The sequence below is a fragment of the Porphyromonas asaccharolytica DSM 20707 genome (assembly GCF_000212375.1).
Lineage (GTDB): Bacteria > Bacteroidota > Bacteroidia > Bacteroidales > Porphyromonadaceae > Porphyromonas > Porphyromonas asaccharolytica.
The window spans coordinates 411,922-428,118 of sequence record NC_015501.1 but is presented as its reverse complement, the minus strand read 5'-3'; the positions used below and the strand labels follow the sequence as shown (position 1 = coordinate 428,118).

Sequence of the window (16,197 nt, the reverse complement as noted above, 5' to 3'; positions counted from 1 at the left end):
AGTTTTCATAGTATCTAGACTATTTGTATCTTTGCCTAGAATTGTCCTCTCATATATCCCCTCTACACAGAGGGAGTGTATGAGTTGCTCGCACTCTTAAGAGTGAGAGCGTGGGGCGATGACTGATAGCGAATCAATTAAATATTGTCTGGGGTAGCCTGTCCCTTACAGCTCTCGACCTCGGTACGCGTGGCTCTTACTACACAATGATCACCACCCTTATACTCAAGGAGTGGAGGTCTTAAAGATAGAAGAGTGGACGATGCCTCAGGAAGGAGCTTTGAGCCAGTCAGGAACCCTCCAGATCAATTTAATCTTAATACACAATGACAGATCCAATAGCAGATTATCTCACCCGATTGCGCAATGCAATCAAAGCGGGTCACCGTGTGGTAGAAATCCCAGCTAGCAACATCAAGAAGGACATCACTAAGATCCTCTTTGACAAGGGCTACATCCTCAACTACATGTTTGAGGAGGAGGGATGCAAAGGAACCATCAAGGTCGCCCTCAAGTATGACCTCTCGAACAAGGTCAATGCAATCAAATGCCTCAAGCGTGTCTCACGCCCAGGCTTACGTAAGTATGTAGGCTACAAAGATATGCCTCGCGTACTCAATGGACTAGGTATCGCCATCCTATCTACATCTCACGGTGTCATGACAGACAAAGAGGCTCGTGAGCTCAAGATCGGTGGTGAGGTACTATGTTATGTATATTAATCCTCCTTATAGCAAAGCAATATGTCTAGAATAGGTAAACTACCCATAGCTATACCACAGGGCGTGACCGTCTCTCAGGAGGATCACTACGTAACAGTAAAGGGCCCCAAGGGTGAGCTCAAGCAATATATAGATCCTCGTATCGAGGTCTCAGTCGAGGACGGAGAGATCACACTCACACGTCACTCTGATGAGCGTCAGGAGCGCTCGCTACACGGTCTCTACCGTCAGCTAATCCACAACATGGTGATGGGTGTACACGAAGAGTTCACCCAGACGCTCGAATTAATAGGTGTCGGTTACCGCGCTACCAATCAGGGGCAGATCCTAGAGCTCTCACTAGGCTTCACGCACGCCATCTATCTCGTACTCCCAGACGAGATCAAGATCGAGACGCAGATGGTACGTAATCAGACCCCTAAGATCATCCTAAAGTCTTGCGACAAGCAGCTACTAGGACAGGTCTGTGCTAAGATTCGTTCATTCCGCAAGCCAGAGCCTTACAAGGGCAAGGGTGTTCGCTTCCTCGGTGAGGAGGTACGCCGCAAGTCTGGTAAGACGGCTGGTAAGTAAGTCGTATCCACTATCTAAGTAAAGAGTCATATGAACAAGAAAGCACAAAGAAGAAAGCACATCAAGACACGTGTGCGTGGCAAGATAAGTGGTACACCCCAGAGACCACGTCTGTCTGTGTTCAGAAGCAATAAGCAGATCTACGCACAGGTCATCGACGATATAGAAGGACGTACCCTAGCGAGTGCCTCCTCACTCAAGATGGAGACCTCTGGTACTAAGAAAGAGGTAGCCGCTCAGGTAGGACAGGAGATAGCTCGTGTAGCTCTTGCTGCCGGCATTGATACGGTAGTTTTCGATCGTAATGGATATCTCTATCATGGTCGCGTCAAGGAGCTAGCAGATGCAGCTCGTACAGGAGGTCTTAAATTCTAAATCATAGAGCACATCATGGCAATAGCAACAAATAGAGTCACAGCTACCAATGATCTAGATCTTAAGGATCGCCTAGTAGCTATCAATCGAGTAACTAAGGTCACGAAAGGTGGTCGCACCTTTACCTTTGCTGCGATTGTTGTCGTCGGTAACGAGGATGGCGTCGTAGGATATGGTATGGGGCGTGCCAGCGAAGTGCCTGCAGCCATCGCCAAGGGCGTAGAGGCTGCTAAGAAGAATCTTATACGCGTACCCATCCACAACGGGACCATACCTCATGAGCAGATCGGTCGCTTCGGAGGTGCTCGCATCTTGCTACGCCCCGCCTCTGCCGGTTCGGGCGTTATCGCAGGTGGTGCTATGCGTGCGGTACTAGACAGTGTAGGTGTTACAGACGTCTTGGCAAAGAGCCAGGGATCGACGAACCCCCACAACCTCGTCAAGGCTACCATCGCAGCACTTGCTGAGCTACGTAGCCCCTTGATGGTTGCTCAGAGCAGAGGCATCTCTGTAGAGCGCGTGTTTAAAGGATAATCACCTAGACAAGTAAAGAGTATTATGGCAAAAATCAAAATCGAGCAAGTCCGTAGTCGCATACGGTGCAACAAGTCTCAGAAGCGCACCCTCGACGGTCTAGGTCTTCGCAAGATGCACCAGGTTGTAGAGCATGAGGATACCCCTCAGATCAGGGGTATGGTGGCCAAAGTACACCACTTGGTTCAGGTCGTAGAGTAATAAAATATAGACAGATAATAGCAATGGACTTATCTACACTTAAGCCAGCCGAGGGCTCTGTCAAGTCTCGTCGTCGTATCGGTCGTGGTCAGGGTTCTGGCCGTGGTGGTACGTCTACACGTGGACACAAGGGAGCCAAGTCTCGCTCTGGATACAAGCATAAAGTTGGATTTGAGGGTGGTCAGATGCCTATACAGCGTCGTCTACCTAAGTTTGGCTTCAACAACATCAATAGGGTAGACTATCGTCCTGTGAACCTAGCAGCTCTCGAGCACTTGGCACAGGATACCACATTCTTCCCTAATCAAGCAGAGACAGCCGTCATCACCAAGGATATACTAGTCGCTGCTGGTCTAGCCTCTCGTAATGATTTAGTAAAGATCCTAGCACAGGGTGAGCTGACGCGACCCATACAGGTCGAGGCGGATGCTTACTCAGCTCGTGCCAAGGAGCTCATCGAGGCTCAGGGAGGATCGATACAATAAGATAAGCTGATATGCGGTTAGTAGATACAATTAAGAATATATGGAAGATCGAGGATCTGCGTAAGCGGATTCTCATCACGATCCTGTATGTGGTCATATACCGACTAGGTAGCTTCGTCGTATTGCCTGGAGTCAACCCCGATACGCTGACCAGTCTAGCCAGCCAGACCAGTGAAGGTCTGATGGCTTTGCTCAACATGTTTTCGGGAGGAGCCTTCTCCAATGCTTCGATATTTGCTCTAGGTATCATGCCTTACATCTCGGCAAGTATCGTCATGCAGCTGGCAGCGATCATCATCCCCTCTATGCAGAAGATGCAGCGAGAGGGTGAGAGCGGACGACGCAAGATCAATCAATGGACACGCTACCTGACGGTGCTGATCCTATTGATTCAGGCTCCTGCCTATCTGTTGAATCTAGACATGCAGCTACGCGCTGCTGGAGCGTCGCTACCTTCGGGCTTCATGTATCGTGTATTTGCTACCGTCATACTAGCTGCGGGCAGTATGTTTGTCCTTTGGCTCGGTGAGCGTATTACAGACAAGGGTGTAGGCAATGGTATCTCATTCATCATTCTTATCGGTATTATTGCTCGTCTGCCTCATGCCCTGATAGCGGAGTTTAACTATCGTCTCATCAGTTCATCGGGTGGTCTTGTAGCATTTCTTGCTGAGATCGTATTCCTACTGTTCGTTACAGCAGGGGCTATCCTACTGGTACAGGGTACACGCAAAGTCCCCGTGCAGTATGCCAAGCGTGTAGTGGGTAATAAGCAGTATGGTGGCGCACGTCAGTATATCCCTCTCAAGGTGAATGCAGCCAACGTGATGCCTATCATCTTCGCTCAGGCGATCATGTTTATACCTATCTCATTGGCTAGCTACTTCACAGGAGGTGATGGTACGCCTTCACGCTTTATCCAAGTATTGTCTGACAATACAAGCTTTTGGTATAACTTCATCTTTGCTACGTTGATCATCCTTTTCACCTATTTCTATACGGCGATAACGATCAACCCCACACAGATGGCCGATGACCTCAAGCGCAACAATGGATTTATCCCAGGCGTCAAGCCAGGGCGTAGCACGCGAGACTATCTCGATGGTATTATGGATCGTATCACACTGCCTGGAGCACTCTTCCTCGCACTTGTTGCTATCATGCCAGCCTTTGCTCAGATACTGGGTATCAGCTCGGCGTTTGCACAGTTCTTTGGAGGTACGTCACTGCTCATCCTCGTAGGTGTTGTCCTAGATACGCTACAGCAAGTCGAGAGTCACCTCTTGATGCGTCACTACGATGGTCTGCTCAAGAGTGGACGTATCAAGGGACGTACGGGTTCCGTATCAGCATATTGATATTTCACTGGTAGTGTTGGTTTCATTTGATTTAGTTAGATAGATGATTTACCTAAAGACATCTGAGGAGATAGAGCTGATGCGTGTGGCCAATCGACTCGTCGGAGAGACCTTGGGAGAGGTGGCAAAGCACATCGCTCCTGGGATTACCACAAAGCAGCTAGACACGATCGCCTATACGTTTATATGTGATCATGGAGCTACTCCTGCGTTCTTAGGTTATGGAGGTTTCCCAGCCAGCATCTGTACCTCGATCAATGATCACGTGGTGCATGGCATCCCTTCGGATCGAGAGATCCTGCATGAGGGAGACATCATCTCTGTAGATTGTGGTACGCATATCAACGGCTTTACAGGAGACAGTGCTTATACTTTTGCGGTAGGAGAGATCGATCCCGAGGTGGAGCGTCTGCTGACGGTCACTCGAGACTCTCTCTATCTAGGGATCAAGCAAGCTGTCGAAGGTCATTATGTCGGGCACATCGGAGCGGCAGTCCAGCGTCACTGTGAGGCACAGGGCTATGGTATCGTTCGTGAGCTCGTGGGACATGGTATCGGGCATGAGATGCACGAAGATCCCAACGTCCCCAACTACGGTCATCCAGGATTTGGTCCCAAGCTACGAGCAGGTATGTGTATCTGTATCGAGCCTATGGTGACGATGGGACGGCGCAAGATCGTCTTCGAGTCAGATGGATGGACTGTCCGCACACACGATGGCAAGCCCGCAGCGCACTTCGAGCACTGTATAGCTATCATGCCCGATGGGCAAGCTCCGCAGATCTTATCTACATACGAGTATATCAAAGAAGCTTTAGGCACACGAGAGTTTTAATATGGCTAAACAAACTGCTATTGAACAGGATGGAGTCGTCTTGGAGGCATTGAGCAATGCCATGTTCAAGGTGCAGCTCCAGAATGGGCATATCATCACGGCACACATATCGGGCAAGATGCGTATGCACTTCATCCGTATACTGCCAGGAGACAAAGTCAAGGTAGAGATGTCTCCATACGACCTCACACGTGGTCGTATCTCCTATAGATACAAGTAACCAAGTCATAGCGACAATCAGAATAAGAGCATACTATGAAAGTTAGAGCATCAATCAAAAAGCGATCAGAAGACTGCAAGATCGTCAGACGCAAAGGACGTCTGTACATCATCAATAAGAAGAATCCTAAGTTCAAGCAGCGTCAAGGATGAGCTTAGGGATGAAGCTCCGCACATCATCTAGAGTGACGGAGAGTCAGCTTATCACGCAACAAACATCACACAGTATATAGAGTATGGCAATAAGAATCGTCGGCGTCGATCTGCCGCAAAACAAGAGAGGTGAGATAGCCTTGACCTATATATATGGTATAGGTCGTAGCAGTGCTGCTCGCATCTTGGATGCTGCAGGAGTCGATCGCAACATCAAGGTCCAGGATTGGACAGATGACCAAGCTGCTGCTATTCGTGAGCAGATCTCCAGTGGCTACAAAGTCGAGGGTGATCTACGTAGCGAGACACAGCTCAACATCAAGCGTCTCATGGACATCGGCTGTTACCGAGGCATCAGGCATCGTTTAGGACTCCCCCTACGTGGACAGAGTACTAAGAATAATGCCCGTACACGTAAGGGTAAGCGCAAGACAGTCGCTGGTAAGAAGAAGGCAACTAAGTAATAGAACCACCTTATGGCAAAGAAAACCGTAACAAAAAAGAGAGCAGTCAAGGTCGATGCCCAGGGGCAGGCGCACATACACTCTTCTTTCAATAACATCATCATCACCCTCACCAATAGTGAAGGGCAGGTCATCAGTTGGTCCTCAGCTGGTAAGATGGGATTCCGTAGCTCTAAGAAGAACACCCCCTATGCCGCTCAGCTCGCAGCTCAAGACTGCGCTAAGACAGCATTTGATCTAGGGCTACGCAAGGTCAAGGCCTATGTCAAGGGACCCGGCAATGGTCGCGAGTCTGCTATCCGTACCATCCATGGTGCGGGTATCGAGGTGACAGAGATCGTCGACGTCACGCCACTGCCACACAACGGATGTCGTCCTCCTAAGAGACGTAAGGTCTAGTTGCTACAAGATAGAGATCACAGCTACCTATAGAGCGCTTGCACCCACCTTGTAGAGCTAGCGTAGAGAGTCCACATTAGGCTCTGCTCCTGCTTATCTACGGATAGACTGCACAGTCAGTCTTTGGTGCAGGTCGCACATAGCAAGCTTCACAGATAGGTCTTAGCTCAGACATAGACTCAAGATAGTGAATCTGTAAGTCGACAGACGTAGTGTGAGATTGATGCGGTTGCTCATTTACTTTCCCTCTTATTCTAATCGCATCGCGGCTGCTCTATATGCGCCGTCACTTCTAGACTTACTACTCGAGATATGATCCCAGCATCGACCACAACACAGCAAAGGGAGGCACTGCGTCCCTTGAGCATTCTGTAGAGCAGATATATGGTGTAGCATTAAAAATGAAATAGAACAATGGCAAGATATATTGGTCCTAAGTCCAAGATCGCACGAAAGTTTGGTGAGCCCATCTTTGGTGCAGACAAAGTCCTGAGCAAGAAGAGCTATCCCCCAGGTCAGCACGGCAATAGTCGTCGTCGCAAGCAGAGCGAGTATGCGCTCCAGCTCCGCGAGAAGCAGATGGCAAAGTACACCTATGGGGTCCTAGAGCGTCAGTTTCGCAATCTCTTTGAGAAGGCACAGCGCTCCTCAGGCATCACAGGTGAGGTGCTATTACAACTCCTCGAGTCTCGTCTAGACAATGTTGTATTCCGTCTAGGCATAGCTCCCACGCGTGCTGCTGCACGTCAGCTCGTCTCTCACCGTCACATCGTAGTTGATGGTGAGGTGGTCAACATCCCCTCCTACACGCTTAAGCCCGGACAGATCATCGGTGTACGTGAGCGTGACAAGTCCATGGAGGTCATCGCAGACTCTCTCGCTGGATATAATCATAGCAAGTATCCATGGCTAGAGTGGGATGGACGTACTTACAGTGGTAAGCTCCTCAACGTACCTACACGTGAAGAGATCCCCGAGCCCATCAAGGAGCAGCTTATCGTCGAATTGTATTCTAAGTAACCCTCTAACTCTATGGCAATATTAGCATTTCAACAACCTGACAGCGTTCTCATGCTGGACGCTTCGGATCACTACGCCAAGTTTGAATTTAAGCCTCTAGAGCCAGGCTATGCTATGACTATTGGCAACGCCTTGCGGCGCATCCTCCTCTCATCGCTAGAGGGGTATGCAATAGCTTCTATCCGTATCGAAGGTGTAGAGCATGAATTTGCTACTATTCCAGGGGTGTTGGAAGATGTAACCCATATCATACTCAACCTCAAGCAGATCAGATTCAAGGCTGCCGTAGAGGATCCTCAAGAGGAGACCATCACGCTCCATGTCACAGGTCGTAACACCTTTCAGGCTGGTGACCTCAATCAGGTCTTAACGAGCTACAAGGTGCAGAACCCCGACTTGGTCATTTGCAATCTTGCTGAGGACGCTGACTTCACTATAGAGCTACGCATCAATAAGGGACGTGGCTACGTCGTCTCCGAGGAGAACCGTCGTGAGGATGACCCCGTCAATACCCTCCCCATTGATGGTATCTACACCCCGATCCGTAAGGTCAATCAGACCACAGAGGCATATCGTGTAGATCAGCGTACAGACTACGAGAAGCTTGTCTTAGAGATTGAGACTGATGGCACGATCCACCCACGTGAGGCACTGCGTCAGGCTGCGACGATCTTGATCTCGCACTTCGCACTCTTCACGGACAAAGAGTTTGAGGTCGAGCTCCCCGAGGAGGAGCCTGATCAGCTCTTAGACAATCAGACGATGAAGGTTCGCACGCAATTGATGACAGACCTAGCGACGACAGATCTCTCTGTCCGTGCGCTCAACTGCCTCAAGGCTGCGGGCATCTCCACGATTGCAGACCTGCTGAGTAGAGATCGCGACGAGCTCTTGAAGATCAAGAACTTCGGCAAGAAGTCGCTCGTGGAGATCGAGCAATTCTTAGCAGATCAGGATCTAGACTTTGATATGGATCTCACACCCTATAGATTAGATAACGATTAATCCCTCTTATGAGACACAATAAGAAATTCAACCATCTAGGCCGCTCCAAGGCACATCGTGAGGCTATGCTTGCCAATATGGCTAGCTCGCTCATCATGCACAAGCGGATCAATACGACAGTGGCCAAGGCTAAGGAACTGCGTAAGTTTGTCGAGCCTATCATCACTGCGGCAAAAAACGACACCACCGCATCTCGTCGTCTAGCCTTCAGCTACCTGCGTGACAAGGAGGCCGTCAAGGAGCTCTATGGCGCCGTCGTCGTCAAGGTCGGCGATCGCCCTGGAGGTTATACACGCATTCTACGCACGGGTCTACGTCTTGGAGACAATGCCTCTATGTGCATTATCGAGCTTGTAGACTTCAACGACAATATAGCTAAGAGTGCCTCTGCTCCTAAGAGTGAGGGCAAGAAGCGTACACGTCGTTCACGTCGTGGTGGAGGCGCTGCTAAGGAAGCTGCCCAGCAGGAAGCTCCAGCTACAGAGGAGACAGCGCAAGAGTAGTAGCTCACGAGGAGCATTGACGAGACATGGCTTATATAGTCTGTCACTTTATGTGACAAGGGGCTATCTTAGCGCGTGAGTGAGGGCTGATAAAGTCTCTTCCTCTCGTCTTAGCTCAGAGTAATAATAAGAAAGGGAGTGTCGAGCATTGGCTCGACACTCCCTTTACTCTTTTCCCGACGTGCTACACTTAAGTCTTCTGCATGTCGTCACTTATCCCCTTACCTTCGCTAGATTTCGCGAATCAAGTAGAGACTGTTGCATAAAGGCGAATCGCTGTGTTGCTTTCGGGTTTCGGCTTCGGTCACATACGGAGGTATGCTCCTTTCAGACCTCACCCTCAGCGCCTTGCGCTTCATCCTTTCTGCAAAGTCTAGACAATCTTGCAAGCAAGATGGTGAGACTGTTGACTTTTGCAACAGTCTCAAGTAGCCTGAAGCAACGAGCGTCCTATACCGGGTCGCTCGTGAGATTTGCGAAATTGAGGTAGTTCTTAGCTTTGGGGTGATTGCATAGCCCTCTTTGAGATATGAAAAAGAGGGGGGAGATATGAACAAGAGAAGGCTCCACTGCTTACATAAGCAGTGGAGCCTTCTCTTGGTATGACGGGCATGTTATACATCTGTGGTGAAAGTCCACACGGGGCGCAGTTGCCAACGAACCCCATAGCGACTTGCAAGTTTCAAGGGGTGACCCTTGGGAGAGAAGAAGCAATAGCGAATTCGTGGCCTGACGAACAGAAACCTAATACTAAGGCGTATCAAGTGGACAAGCTGGCCAAGGACAGTGAAGTTCCAAAAGGCAACCGTAACCTTGATGCGTAAATTAGGCAGGTAAACGATGAAAGATGTATGACTTATCCCGCGAGGCCTCGGCAGTCCTATAGGATAGTAACAACGAATGTCGAGGAGTCAGCAGAGGTCGAAGTAGCCGTTCTCGCGCAGAACAAGGCGAAGGACCGAATAATTCGTAACGTCAATCAAGAATGTATGTTCCGATGTACATTGCTGACGAGTGGCAACGGTCAAAACGTCAATGCGATCGACCACATAGAGCTAAACAGGTATCCATCGGAAGCGGAAATTAAGAAAGACGGAAGATGAAGCTAATCAAACATGATTAGAAAGTCTTTGAAAACGAATTAAACCGCCGTATGCCGAACGGCACGTACGGTGGTGTGAGAGGGAAGGAAACGAAAGTAGGTCAGAAAACTTTCGTTTCCCGACCTACTCGATTTTTGCTGTCTTCTGACTGTGATCAGACAGCTCTATCAGATAGGCAGACTAGTCAGCGAATAGTCTTACTGACCTATCTTGTGTTGTGTAGAGCGGACTTAGATAGACTGACGTGGTGTCAAATGATAGAGCCCAAGCCGTATACTCTTCCTCTCCAGCGGTGCTAGACCAGAAGAAGCCGTTGTCCCCTTGCCAGTGAGGCTTGCCATAGGAGAATGATCCTGAGGCTGGCAATATACGGACTATGTCGGACTCCGTATTGCTCTCCCAGAACTCTGGCTTAGCTATATCCTCAATCCTTATATTGTTTTCTTTGCCATATAAGGGACGAGCCGTGATCTTGAGGACTCGTTTGTCGTTGAGAAGTGTCGATTCATACCGCCAAGCAGAGACATACTTAGTCCCCTTGAAGCGTAGCGCATGAGCCTTATTGCTACTTACGCTACCACCACGGTAGTCATTAGTTGAGCTGATGGTATCACCCTTGATTACAACTGTCTCGTACACATCATTGTGCCTAAAGGGTGCTGTAAACGATAGATAGTCGTCGCCACTCGCAGCTACGGGTAGTATTGCCATCCACTCCTCTTTGCTGGGGAGGTGGTACTTCTTGCCTGCTATGGTTATGTTAGTGAACTTCTTTACAGCGTCCTCATAGGAGAAGTAACCACTCACATCGAGGGCTTGTGTCGTGACGAAGTCTGTTCCCTCAGCATTGACGTTGTATTCAGTGAGGTATGCCAGAGGCAGCGTGACGGCTTGATTGACAGAGAGCGTGGTGAACTCGACCTTGGTGAGGGGACCCCACTCATTGTCACCATTCTTTGCCATGGCTAGGGCGTAATAAGTGGTGCCGGGCTTGAGCTTAGGCCAAGTCCATGTATAGGGCTCACTGTGGTAGGGTAAAGACATATTGTCGGGTGTCTCCTGTAGGTACTTGATCATATCAGCCTCGTTGTACAGAGATTTCTCGACGATTGTCTCACGATAGGAGGAGGTGTTTTCGTCAGGTGTGTTTACGACAGTCGCCTCCGTCTTGGTTATATCCTTGACTTCGATGCTCACATGCGCTGTTGCGGAGGTACCCTTCTTTTGGGTCGTCACGGTAAACTTCTGCACGTCAGAGTACTGTCCATCTTTATCGATGAGGACTACATAAACTGTATAGCTAGTTCCAGGCTTGAACTCCGTCATCACGCTCTCCTGAACGCCCTCGTGAGGCTTGTGGGTGTTAAAGTCTGCACCAAACTGCACGATGTAGTGCTTCAAGTCGGGGACGCGCATCATCTGCATCATCTGGTCTAGTGTGGGATCGTCTGTCTCAATATTGAGGAAGAAGTATCCAGAGACATCCCCATTAGGTGTGAGCGTTGCAGTGTAGCCGGTCTGTGTGATGTTTGAGAAGTCGACCTTGATCTGTGGATTTCCAGCGAGCTCGCCATTGGGGACGGTGAATTCGACGCGCTTGACGTTGCCAGCACAGCCGATCTCGTCGTATGGGAGGAAGAGCGCTGTATAGGTGTAGCCTCTCTGTAGGCCTGATAGGTCGTACTCCTTGTCACCCTCTACATCAAAGACTTGCACGCCCATACGAGCTGCCATCTCTGGAGTAAAGAGTCGTAGGCACTGCATATCGTCCATATTGGCGATCATAAAGCTCTCAGGGATGATCACCTGGATGCGTCGTACGTTGCTCCCTACGGAGCCCACCTTAAGCTTCATCCAGCCTGTTTGACCGTTTTCGTGTGGTGTGACGGTGGGGTTGAGCGTGAGGTCTACCTCGTCTGAGAGGAACTTGATGCTATCGATATGCTCTATGCGGTAGGGCAGTACCTCACCGCTCTTGGAGTAGATGAGCATGCGCTCGTTGCTTTGAGCCAAGGCGAGCGAGGGGAGAAGGGCTAGTAGCCCAGCTAAAACAATGTGTAGTAGTTGCTTCTTCATCGAATGGTTATTTTGAGTGTGTTGTGTACGTTTGTGGTAGCGATGTATAGTCCATGAGGCCATTGGGAGGCATCTAGGATACAGGTCGCAGATGTGATGGGGTACTGAGCTAGGAGCTGCCCCTCGGTGGTGTAGATGTAGAGCGTCTCATCGCTAGAGGTGAAGCCCTCGATGTGGATCTCTCGTCCTACCGTGTAGTAGCTCAGAGTTGCTGCTGGAGCTTGGAGTGGCGATACGATGTGGGTCGTGTTTTCCTTGCGATCCTGGGCAAAGAAGAGCTTGTTGATGTCGCTCATCGACACCATTTCGGGTGTGAAGTGCTGGTTAGCATCGTTGCGCTCTATCTTGATAGCGCCAGATGTGAAGGTAATCTTGCTGATCTTGGTCAGATCGTAGCATAGCTCGTTGCTCTCGTTGGTCTTGACTACCAGTGTCGTGGGGAGGGTCTGAGCGGCCACCACTTGGGGTAGTAACAAGAGCCAGAGCAAGGGCACGAGTGCGAGTCCTTTTAGTACTCTTTTCATAGATGATTGTGAATTGGGTTTATTGTATGTGCTTGGAGAGAGGATCACTTGAGTGATCACGCTTATGGCTCTCTTAGATTTGGCAAATATAGTGTTTTTTTAGAGATCTGGTGTCGCATCTCAATTCCGTAAAGCCCACAAGTAACCCTGTGCTAATTTTTATTTTGAGATGCTGGGAGGGAACCGCACTGATATGTGATAAACAGGATCTCTTAGGCTCCGATACGATTTCCCTTTAGAAGGGGTAGATATCCACGTGGAAATTCTCAAATCTCCACGTGGAGAAAAAAAAATCCCCACGTAGGCGAGAAATGAAACTTCGGAGGAATCAAATGAAACTTCGGAGGAATCGTTTCGTCCCCACGTGGAAAATAAAAAATATCCACGTGAGTATTAGAGATTTCTCACGTGGATATTTGTGCGTTAGGCTAACGAAAGCCTTACAGTATCGAAGCGCCTGTGGCGATCACCGTCTACTTAGCGTAGCGATTGGCAGCCGTATACGCTTTGTGTGTCTAGCTCCTCCTCGATACGTAGTAGCTGGTTGTACTTGGCGATGCGGTCGGTGCGGCTCAGCGAGCCTGTCTTGATCTGCCCTGCATTGGTGGCTACGGCGATGTCTGCGATGGTGGTATCCTCGGTCTCGCCTGAGCGGTGCGATACGACCGCTGTGAAGCCGTGACGATGTGCCATGTCGATGGCGTCGAGCGTCTCGGTGAGCGTACCGATCTGGTTGACCTTGATCAGGATGGAGTTAGCACAGTGCTCCTTGATACCTCGGCTGAGGTACGCTACATTGGTCACAAAGAGGTCGTCGCCGACGAGCTGCAGGCGGTTGCCTAGCTTCTCGGTGAGCAGACGCCAACCCTCCCAGTCGTTTTCGTCCATACCATCCTCGATGCTATCGATGGGGTACTTGCTGACGAGTGTCTCTAGATAAGCAACTTGCTCGGCTGGAGTGCGTTGCTGACCCTTCTCGCCCTCAAACTTGGCGTAGTTGTAGACGCCCTCGTGGTAGAACTCGCTGGCAGCACAGTCTAGAGCGATGGTTATGTCGCTGCCGGGCTTGTAACCGGCCTGATGGATCGCCTCGAGGATACTATTGAGCGCATCCTCTACGCCATCTAGCTTAGGAGCGAAGCCACCCTCGTCACCTACGGCAGTGCTGAGTCCACGGTCGTGGAGCACCTTCTTAAGTGCGTGAAATGTCTCGGCACCCATGCGTAGTGCCTCGCTAAAGCTCTTGGCACCGATGGGACGGATCATAAACTCCTGAAAGGCGATGGGAGCATCGCTATGTGCGCCACCGTTGATGATGTTCATCATCGGCACGGGAAGTGTGTGTGCGTTGACGCCACCGATGTAGCGGTAGAGTGGTATGGCTAGTTCGTCAGCAGCCGCCTTAGCGACAGCTAGCGAGACGCCTAGGATGGCATTAGCACCGAGTACACTCTTGGTCTCTGTGCCGTCTAGGTCTATCATCTTCTGGTCTATCTCACGCTGCTCGAGCGCGCTCATGCCGAAGAGAGCAGGAGCGATCACTTCGTTGACGTTTTCGACCGCTTTGCGGACGCCCTTACCGAGGTAACGGCTCTTGTCACCGTCACGTAGTTCGAGTGCTTCGTGTTCCCCTGTAGAGGCTCCACTGGGCACAGCGGCACGCCCCATGGCTCCGCTATCTAGGATGACCTCTACCTCCACTGTTGGATTGCCGCGCGAGTCTAGGACCTCGCGCCCTTTGATGTCTACTATCTGCATATGTGTAGATGCTTTTGTGTGATTCTTAATAACCTTCTTAATCGAAGCAAAGGTAGTAAATCTACCTGAGGTGACAAGCGATAGAGTCCTCGATGTGTAACGATGATACGTGTAACCATTTGTAGGGACGCACGGCTCGTGCGTCCGTCCCCGTTAATGGTTACAATGTTCCGATTACACGCCTCGCTGTACTACAACGGACGCTCAGACCGAGCGTCCCTACAGCGAGTTACTCGTCTCGTCCTTAGTGTATCTTTTTTCGTATCTTTGGGGCTACGAAATATTAACTTAATAGAACGAGATACATATGGAGATACCTTTTTCCGAGGCGTACCGCATTAAGATGGTTGAGCCGATACACAAGAGCACGCGCGAGCAGCGTGAGCAGTGGATTAAGCAAGCACACTACAACCTATTCAGTCTCAAGTCGTCACAAGTCTTTATCGATGTCCTGACGGACTCAGGTACGGGCGCTATGAGCGACCGTCAGTGGTCGGGCATGATGCTTGGTGATGAGAGCTATGCCGGGGCTTCCTCTTTCCAAAACCTCAAGGATGCTGTCGAGAAGATCTGCACCTTCCCACTCGTGATCCCGACGCACCAGGGTCGTGCTGCTGAGAATGTGCTTTACTCAGCTACACTCAAGGAGGGCGACATCGTACCGGGTAACTCGCACTTTGACACGACAAAGGGGCATATCGAGTTTCGCAAGGCTGTAGCCGTCGACTGCACGATCGATGCAGCGAGCAACACGGAGCTAGAGCTACCCTTCAAGGGTGAGATGGATCTGAACAAGCTGGAGGATTGCTTCAAGAAGTATCCCAAGGAGCAGATCCCTATGTGCGTCCTGACGGTGACCAACAACACGGCTGGCGGTCAGCCTGTCTCTATGAAGAATGTACGTGAGACGAGTGAGCTGTGCCACAAGTACGGCATACCGCTACAGATCGATGGTGCTCGCTTTGCTGAGAATGCTTACTTCATCAAGATGCGTGAGGAGGGCTATGCGGACAAGTCGATCAAGGAGATCGTCCGTGAGATGCTCAGCTACGCTGACATCATGACCATGTCTAGCAAGAAGGACGCTGTGGTCAACATGGGTGGCTTCCTCGCTATGCGTGACGAGGAGCTCTATCACAAGTGCTCTATGTACGCTGTGATGAATGAGGGCTTCCTGACCTACGGCGGTATGAACGGTCGTGATATGAACGCGCTCGCTATTGGTCTGGATGAGAACACGGAGTTTGACATGCTCGACACGCGTATCCGTCAGGTGGCTTACCTCGGTAGCAAGCTAGACGAGTACGGCGTACCCTATCAGCGTCCTGCTGGTGGACACGCTATCTTCCTCGATGCGAAGAAGATTCTGACGCACGTTCCCAAGGAGCAGTTTATCGCTCAGACGCTCGGCATCGAGCTGTACCTAGAGGCTGGCATCCGTGGTGTCGAGATCGGCTCTATCCTAGCAGACCGTGATCCTAAGACGGGCGAGAACCGCTATCCAAAGCTGGAGCTACTCCGCCTTGCTATACCACGTCGTACCTACACGAACAACCACATGGACGTCATCGCAGCTGCCTGCAAGAATGTCTATGACCGTCGTGAGTCGATCACCCGTGGCTACGTCATCACCCGTGAGCTGCCTGTGCTACGTCACTTCACGGTAGAGCTAGAGCCTGCCAAGTAAGCACGCTACGTAGCGGTACATATAATATATAGAGTCCCCTAGAGGTAAGAGCCGTGCTCAGAACCCTCTAGGGGACTCTATCGTGTGACGATATGTAAGGACGCACGAAAGTGTCGAGTCGGAGGGCGTCCGTCCCCGTCAAAACGAGACGAGTAACGATGATACGTGTAACCCTTTGTAGGGACGCACGGCTCGTGCGTCCG

The 16,197-nt window shown here is 50.4% G+C and carries 19 protein-coding genes; 16 read left to right on the top strand and 3 right to left on the bottom strand.

Annotated elements, in window-relative coordinates; genetic code table 11:
• Nucleotides 1-326: 326 nt before the first annotated feature.
• The 15 genes from rpsH to rplQ all read left to right on the top strand — a co-directional run bounded on the left by rpsH (nucleotide 327) and on the right by rplQ (nucleotide 8,846).
• On the top strand, nucleotides 327-722 hold the full coding sequence (gene rpsH / locus PORAS_RS01745) for a 30S ribosomal protein S8 (RefSeq protein WP_004331545.1): 396 nt from the start codon (nucleotides 327-329) through the stop codon (nucleotides 720-722).
• Between the two features lie 21 nt (nucleotides 723-743).
• Nucleotides 744-1,295, top strand: coding sequence for a 50S ribosomal protein L6 (gene rplF, locus PORAS_RS01740; protein ID WP_004331518.1), 552 nt, complete (start codon nucleotides 744-746; stop codon nucleotides 1,293-1,295).
• Between the two features lie 30 nt (nucleotides 1,296-1,325).
• Nucleotides 1,326-1,670 (top strand): 50S ribosomal protein L18, encoded by a 345-nt coding sequence (rplR, locus tag PORAS_RS01735; protein ID WP_004331528.1) that lies wholly within the window; start codon nucleotides 1,326-1,328, stop codon nucleotides 1,668-1,670.
• A 15-nt stretch (nucleotides 1,671-1,685) separates the two neighbouring features.
• A complete protein-coding gene (gene rpsE, locus PORAS_RS01730) occupies nucleotides 1,686-2,204 on the top strand; it encodes a 30S ribosomal protein S5 (RefSeq protein ID WP_004331511.1) in 519 nt (172 codons plus the stop codon).
• Nucleotides 2,205-2,228: 24 nt separating this feature from the next.
• Nucleotides 2,229-2,405, top strand: a complete 177-nt coding sequence (rpmD, locus tag PORAS_RS01725; protein WP_004331515.1) for a 50S ribosomal protein L30 — start codon at nucleotides 2,229-2,231, stop codon at nucleotides 2,403-2,405.
• 23 nt (nucleotides 2,406-2,428) lie between these two features.
• Nucleotides 2,429-2,890, top strand: coding sequence for a 50S ribosomal protein L15 (gene rplO / locus PORAS_RS01720; protein ID WP_004331553.1), 462 nt, complete (start codon nucleotides 2,429-2,431; stop codon nucleotides 2,888-2,890).
• Nucleotides 2,891-2,901: 11 nt separating this feature from the next.
• A complete protein-coding gene (gene secY, locus PORAS_RS01715) occupies nucleotides 2,902-4,248 on the top strand; it encodes a preprotein translocase subunit SecY (RefSeq protein WP_004331547.1) in 1,347 nt (448 codons plus the stop codon).
• 43 nt (nucleotides 4,249-4,291) lie between these two features.
• On the top strand, nucleotides 4,292-5,083 hold the full coding sequence (map, locus tag PORAS_RS01710) for a type I methionyl aminopeptidase (RefSeq protein ID WP_013759947.1): 792 nt from the start codon (nucleotides 4,292-4,294) through the stop codon (nucleotides 5,081-5,083).
• A 1-nt stretch (nucleotide 5,084) separates the two neighbouring features.
• The gene (gene infA, locus PORAS_RS01705; RefSeq protein ID WP_004331513.1) at nucleotides 5,085-5,303 is read left to right on the top strand and encodes a translation initiation factor IF-1; all 219 of its coding nucleotides are present in this window, start codon (nucleotides 5,085-5,087) and stop codon (nucleotides 5,301-5,303) included.
• A gap of 35 nt (nucleotides 5,304-5,338) precedes the next feature.
• Nucleotides 5,339-5,455: a type B 50S ribosomal protein L36 gene (ykgO, locus tag PORAS_RS01700; protein WP_004331524.1), complete on the top strand. Its 117-nt coding sequence runs from the start codon at nucleotides 5,339-5,341 to the stop codon at nucleotides 5,453-5,455.
• 83 nt (nucleotides 5,456-5,538) lie between these two features.
• Nucleotides 5,539-5,919: a 30S ribosomal protein S13 gene (gene rpsM / locus PORAS_RS01695; protein WP_004331530.1), complete on the top strand. Its 381-nt coding sequence runs from the start codon at nucleotides 5,539-5,541 to the stop codon at nucleotides 5,917-5,919.
• Nucleotides 5,920-5,931: 12 nt separating this feature from the next.
• Nucleotides 5,932-6,318 (top strand): 30S ribosomal protein S11, encoded by a 387-nt coding sequence (gene rpsK, locus PORAS_RS01690; protein ID WP_004331557.1) that lies wholly within the window; start codon nucleotides 5,932-5,934, stop codon nucleotides 6,316-6,318.
• 414 nt (nucleotides 6,319-6,732) lie between these two features.
• Entirely contained in the window at nucleotides 6,733-7,338 is a 606-nt protein-coding gene (gene rpsD, locus PORAS_RS01685) for a 30S ribosomal protein S4 (RefSeq protein ID WP_004331508.1), read from the top strand.
• 12 nt (nucleotides 7,339-7,350) lie between these two features.
• A complete protein-coding gene (locus PORAS_RS01680; protein WP_013759946.1) occupies nucleotides 7,351-8,343 on the top strand; it encodes a DNA-directed RNA polymerase subunit alpha in 993 nt (330 codons plus the stop codon).
• A gap of 8 nt (nucleotides 8,344-8,351) precedes the next feature.
• On the top strand, nucleotides 8,352-8,846 hold the full coding sequence (rplQ, locus tag PORAS_RS01675) for a 50S ribosomal protein L17 (protein WP_004331512.1): 495 nt from the start codon (nucleotides 8,352-8,354) through the stop codon (nucleotides 8,844-8,846).
• A gap of 1,283 nt (nucleotides 8,847-10,129) precedes the next feature.
• On the opposite strand, the gene PORAS_RS01660 is transcribed toward rplQ, so the two are convergent.
• The 3 genes from PORAS_RS01660 to eno form a co-directional block, all read right to left on the bottom strand.
• A complete protein-coding gene (locus PORAS_RS01660; protein WP_013759943.1) occupies nucleotides 10,130-12,025 on the bottom strand; it encodes a fibrobacter succinogenes major paralogous domain-containing protein in 1,896 nt (631 codons plus the stop codon).
• Nucleotides 12,022-12,549, bottom strand: coding sequence for a hypothetical protein (locus PORAS_RS01655; RefSeq protein ID WP_013759942.1), 528 nt, complete (start codon nucleotides 12,547-12,549; stop codon nucleotides 12,022-12,024). Before PORAS_RS01655 ends, PORAS_RS01660 begins: the two co-directional genes overlap by 4 nt.
• A gap of 477 nt (nucleotides 12,550-13,026) precedes the next feature.
• On the bottom strand, nucleotides 13,027-14,307 hold the full coding sequence (gene eno / locus PORAS_RS01650) for a phosphopyruvate hydratase (RefSeq protein WP_013759941.1): 1,281 nt from the start codon (nucleotides 14,305-14,307) through the stop codon (nucleotides 13,027-13,029).
• Nucleotides 14,308-14,614: 307 nt separating this feature from the next.
• Between eno and tnaA the strand changes: the two genes are divergently transcribed.
• Complete coding sequence (tnaA, locus tag PORAS_RS01645; RefSeq protein WP_004331105.1) at nucleotides 14,615-15,994, top strand: tryptophanase TnaA; 1,380 nt, start codon at nucleotides 14,615-14,617, stop codon at nucleotides 15,992-15,994.
• The last annotated feature ends 203 nt before the right edge of the window (nucleotides 15,995-16,197 follow it).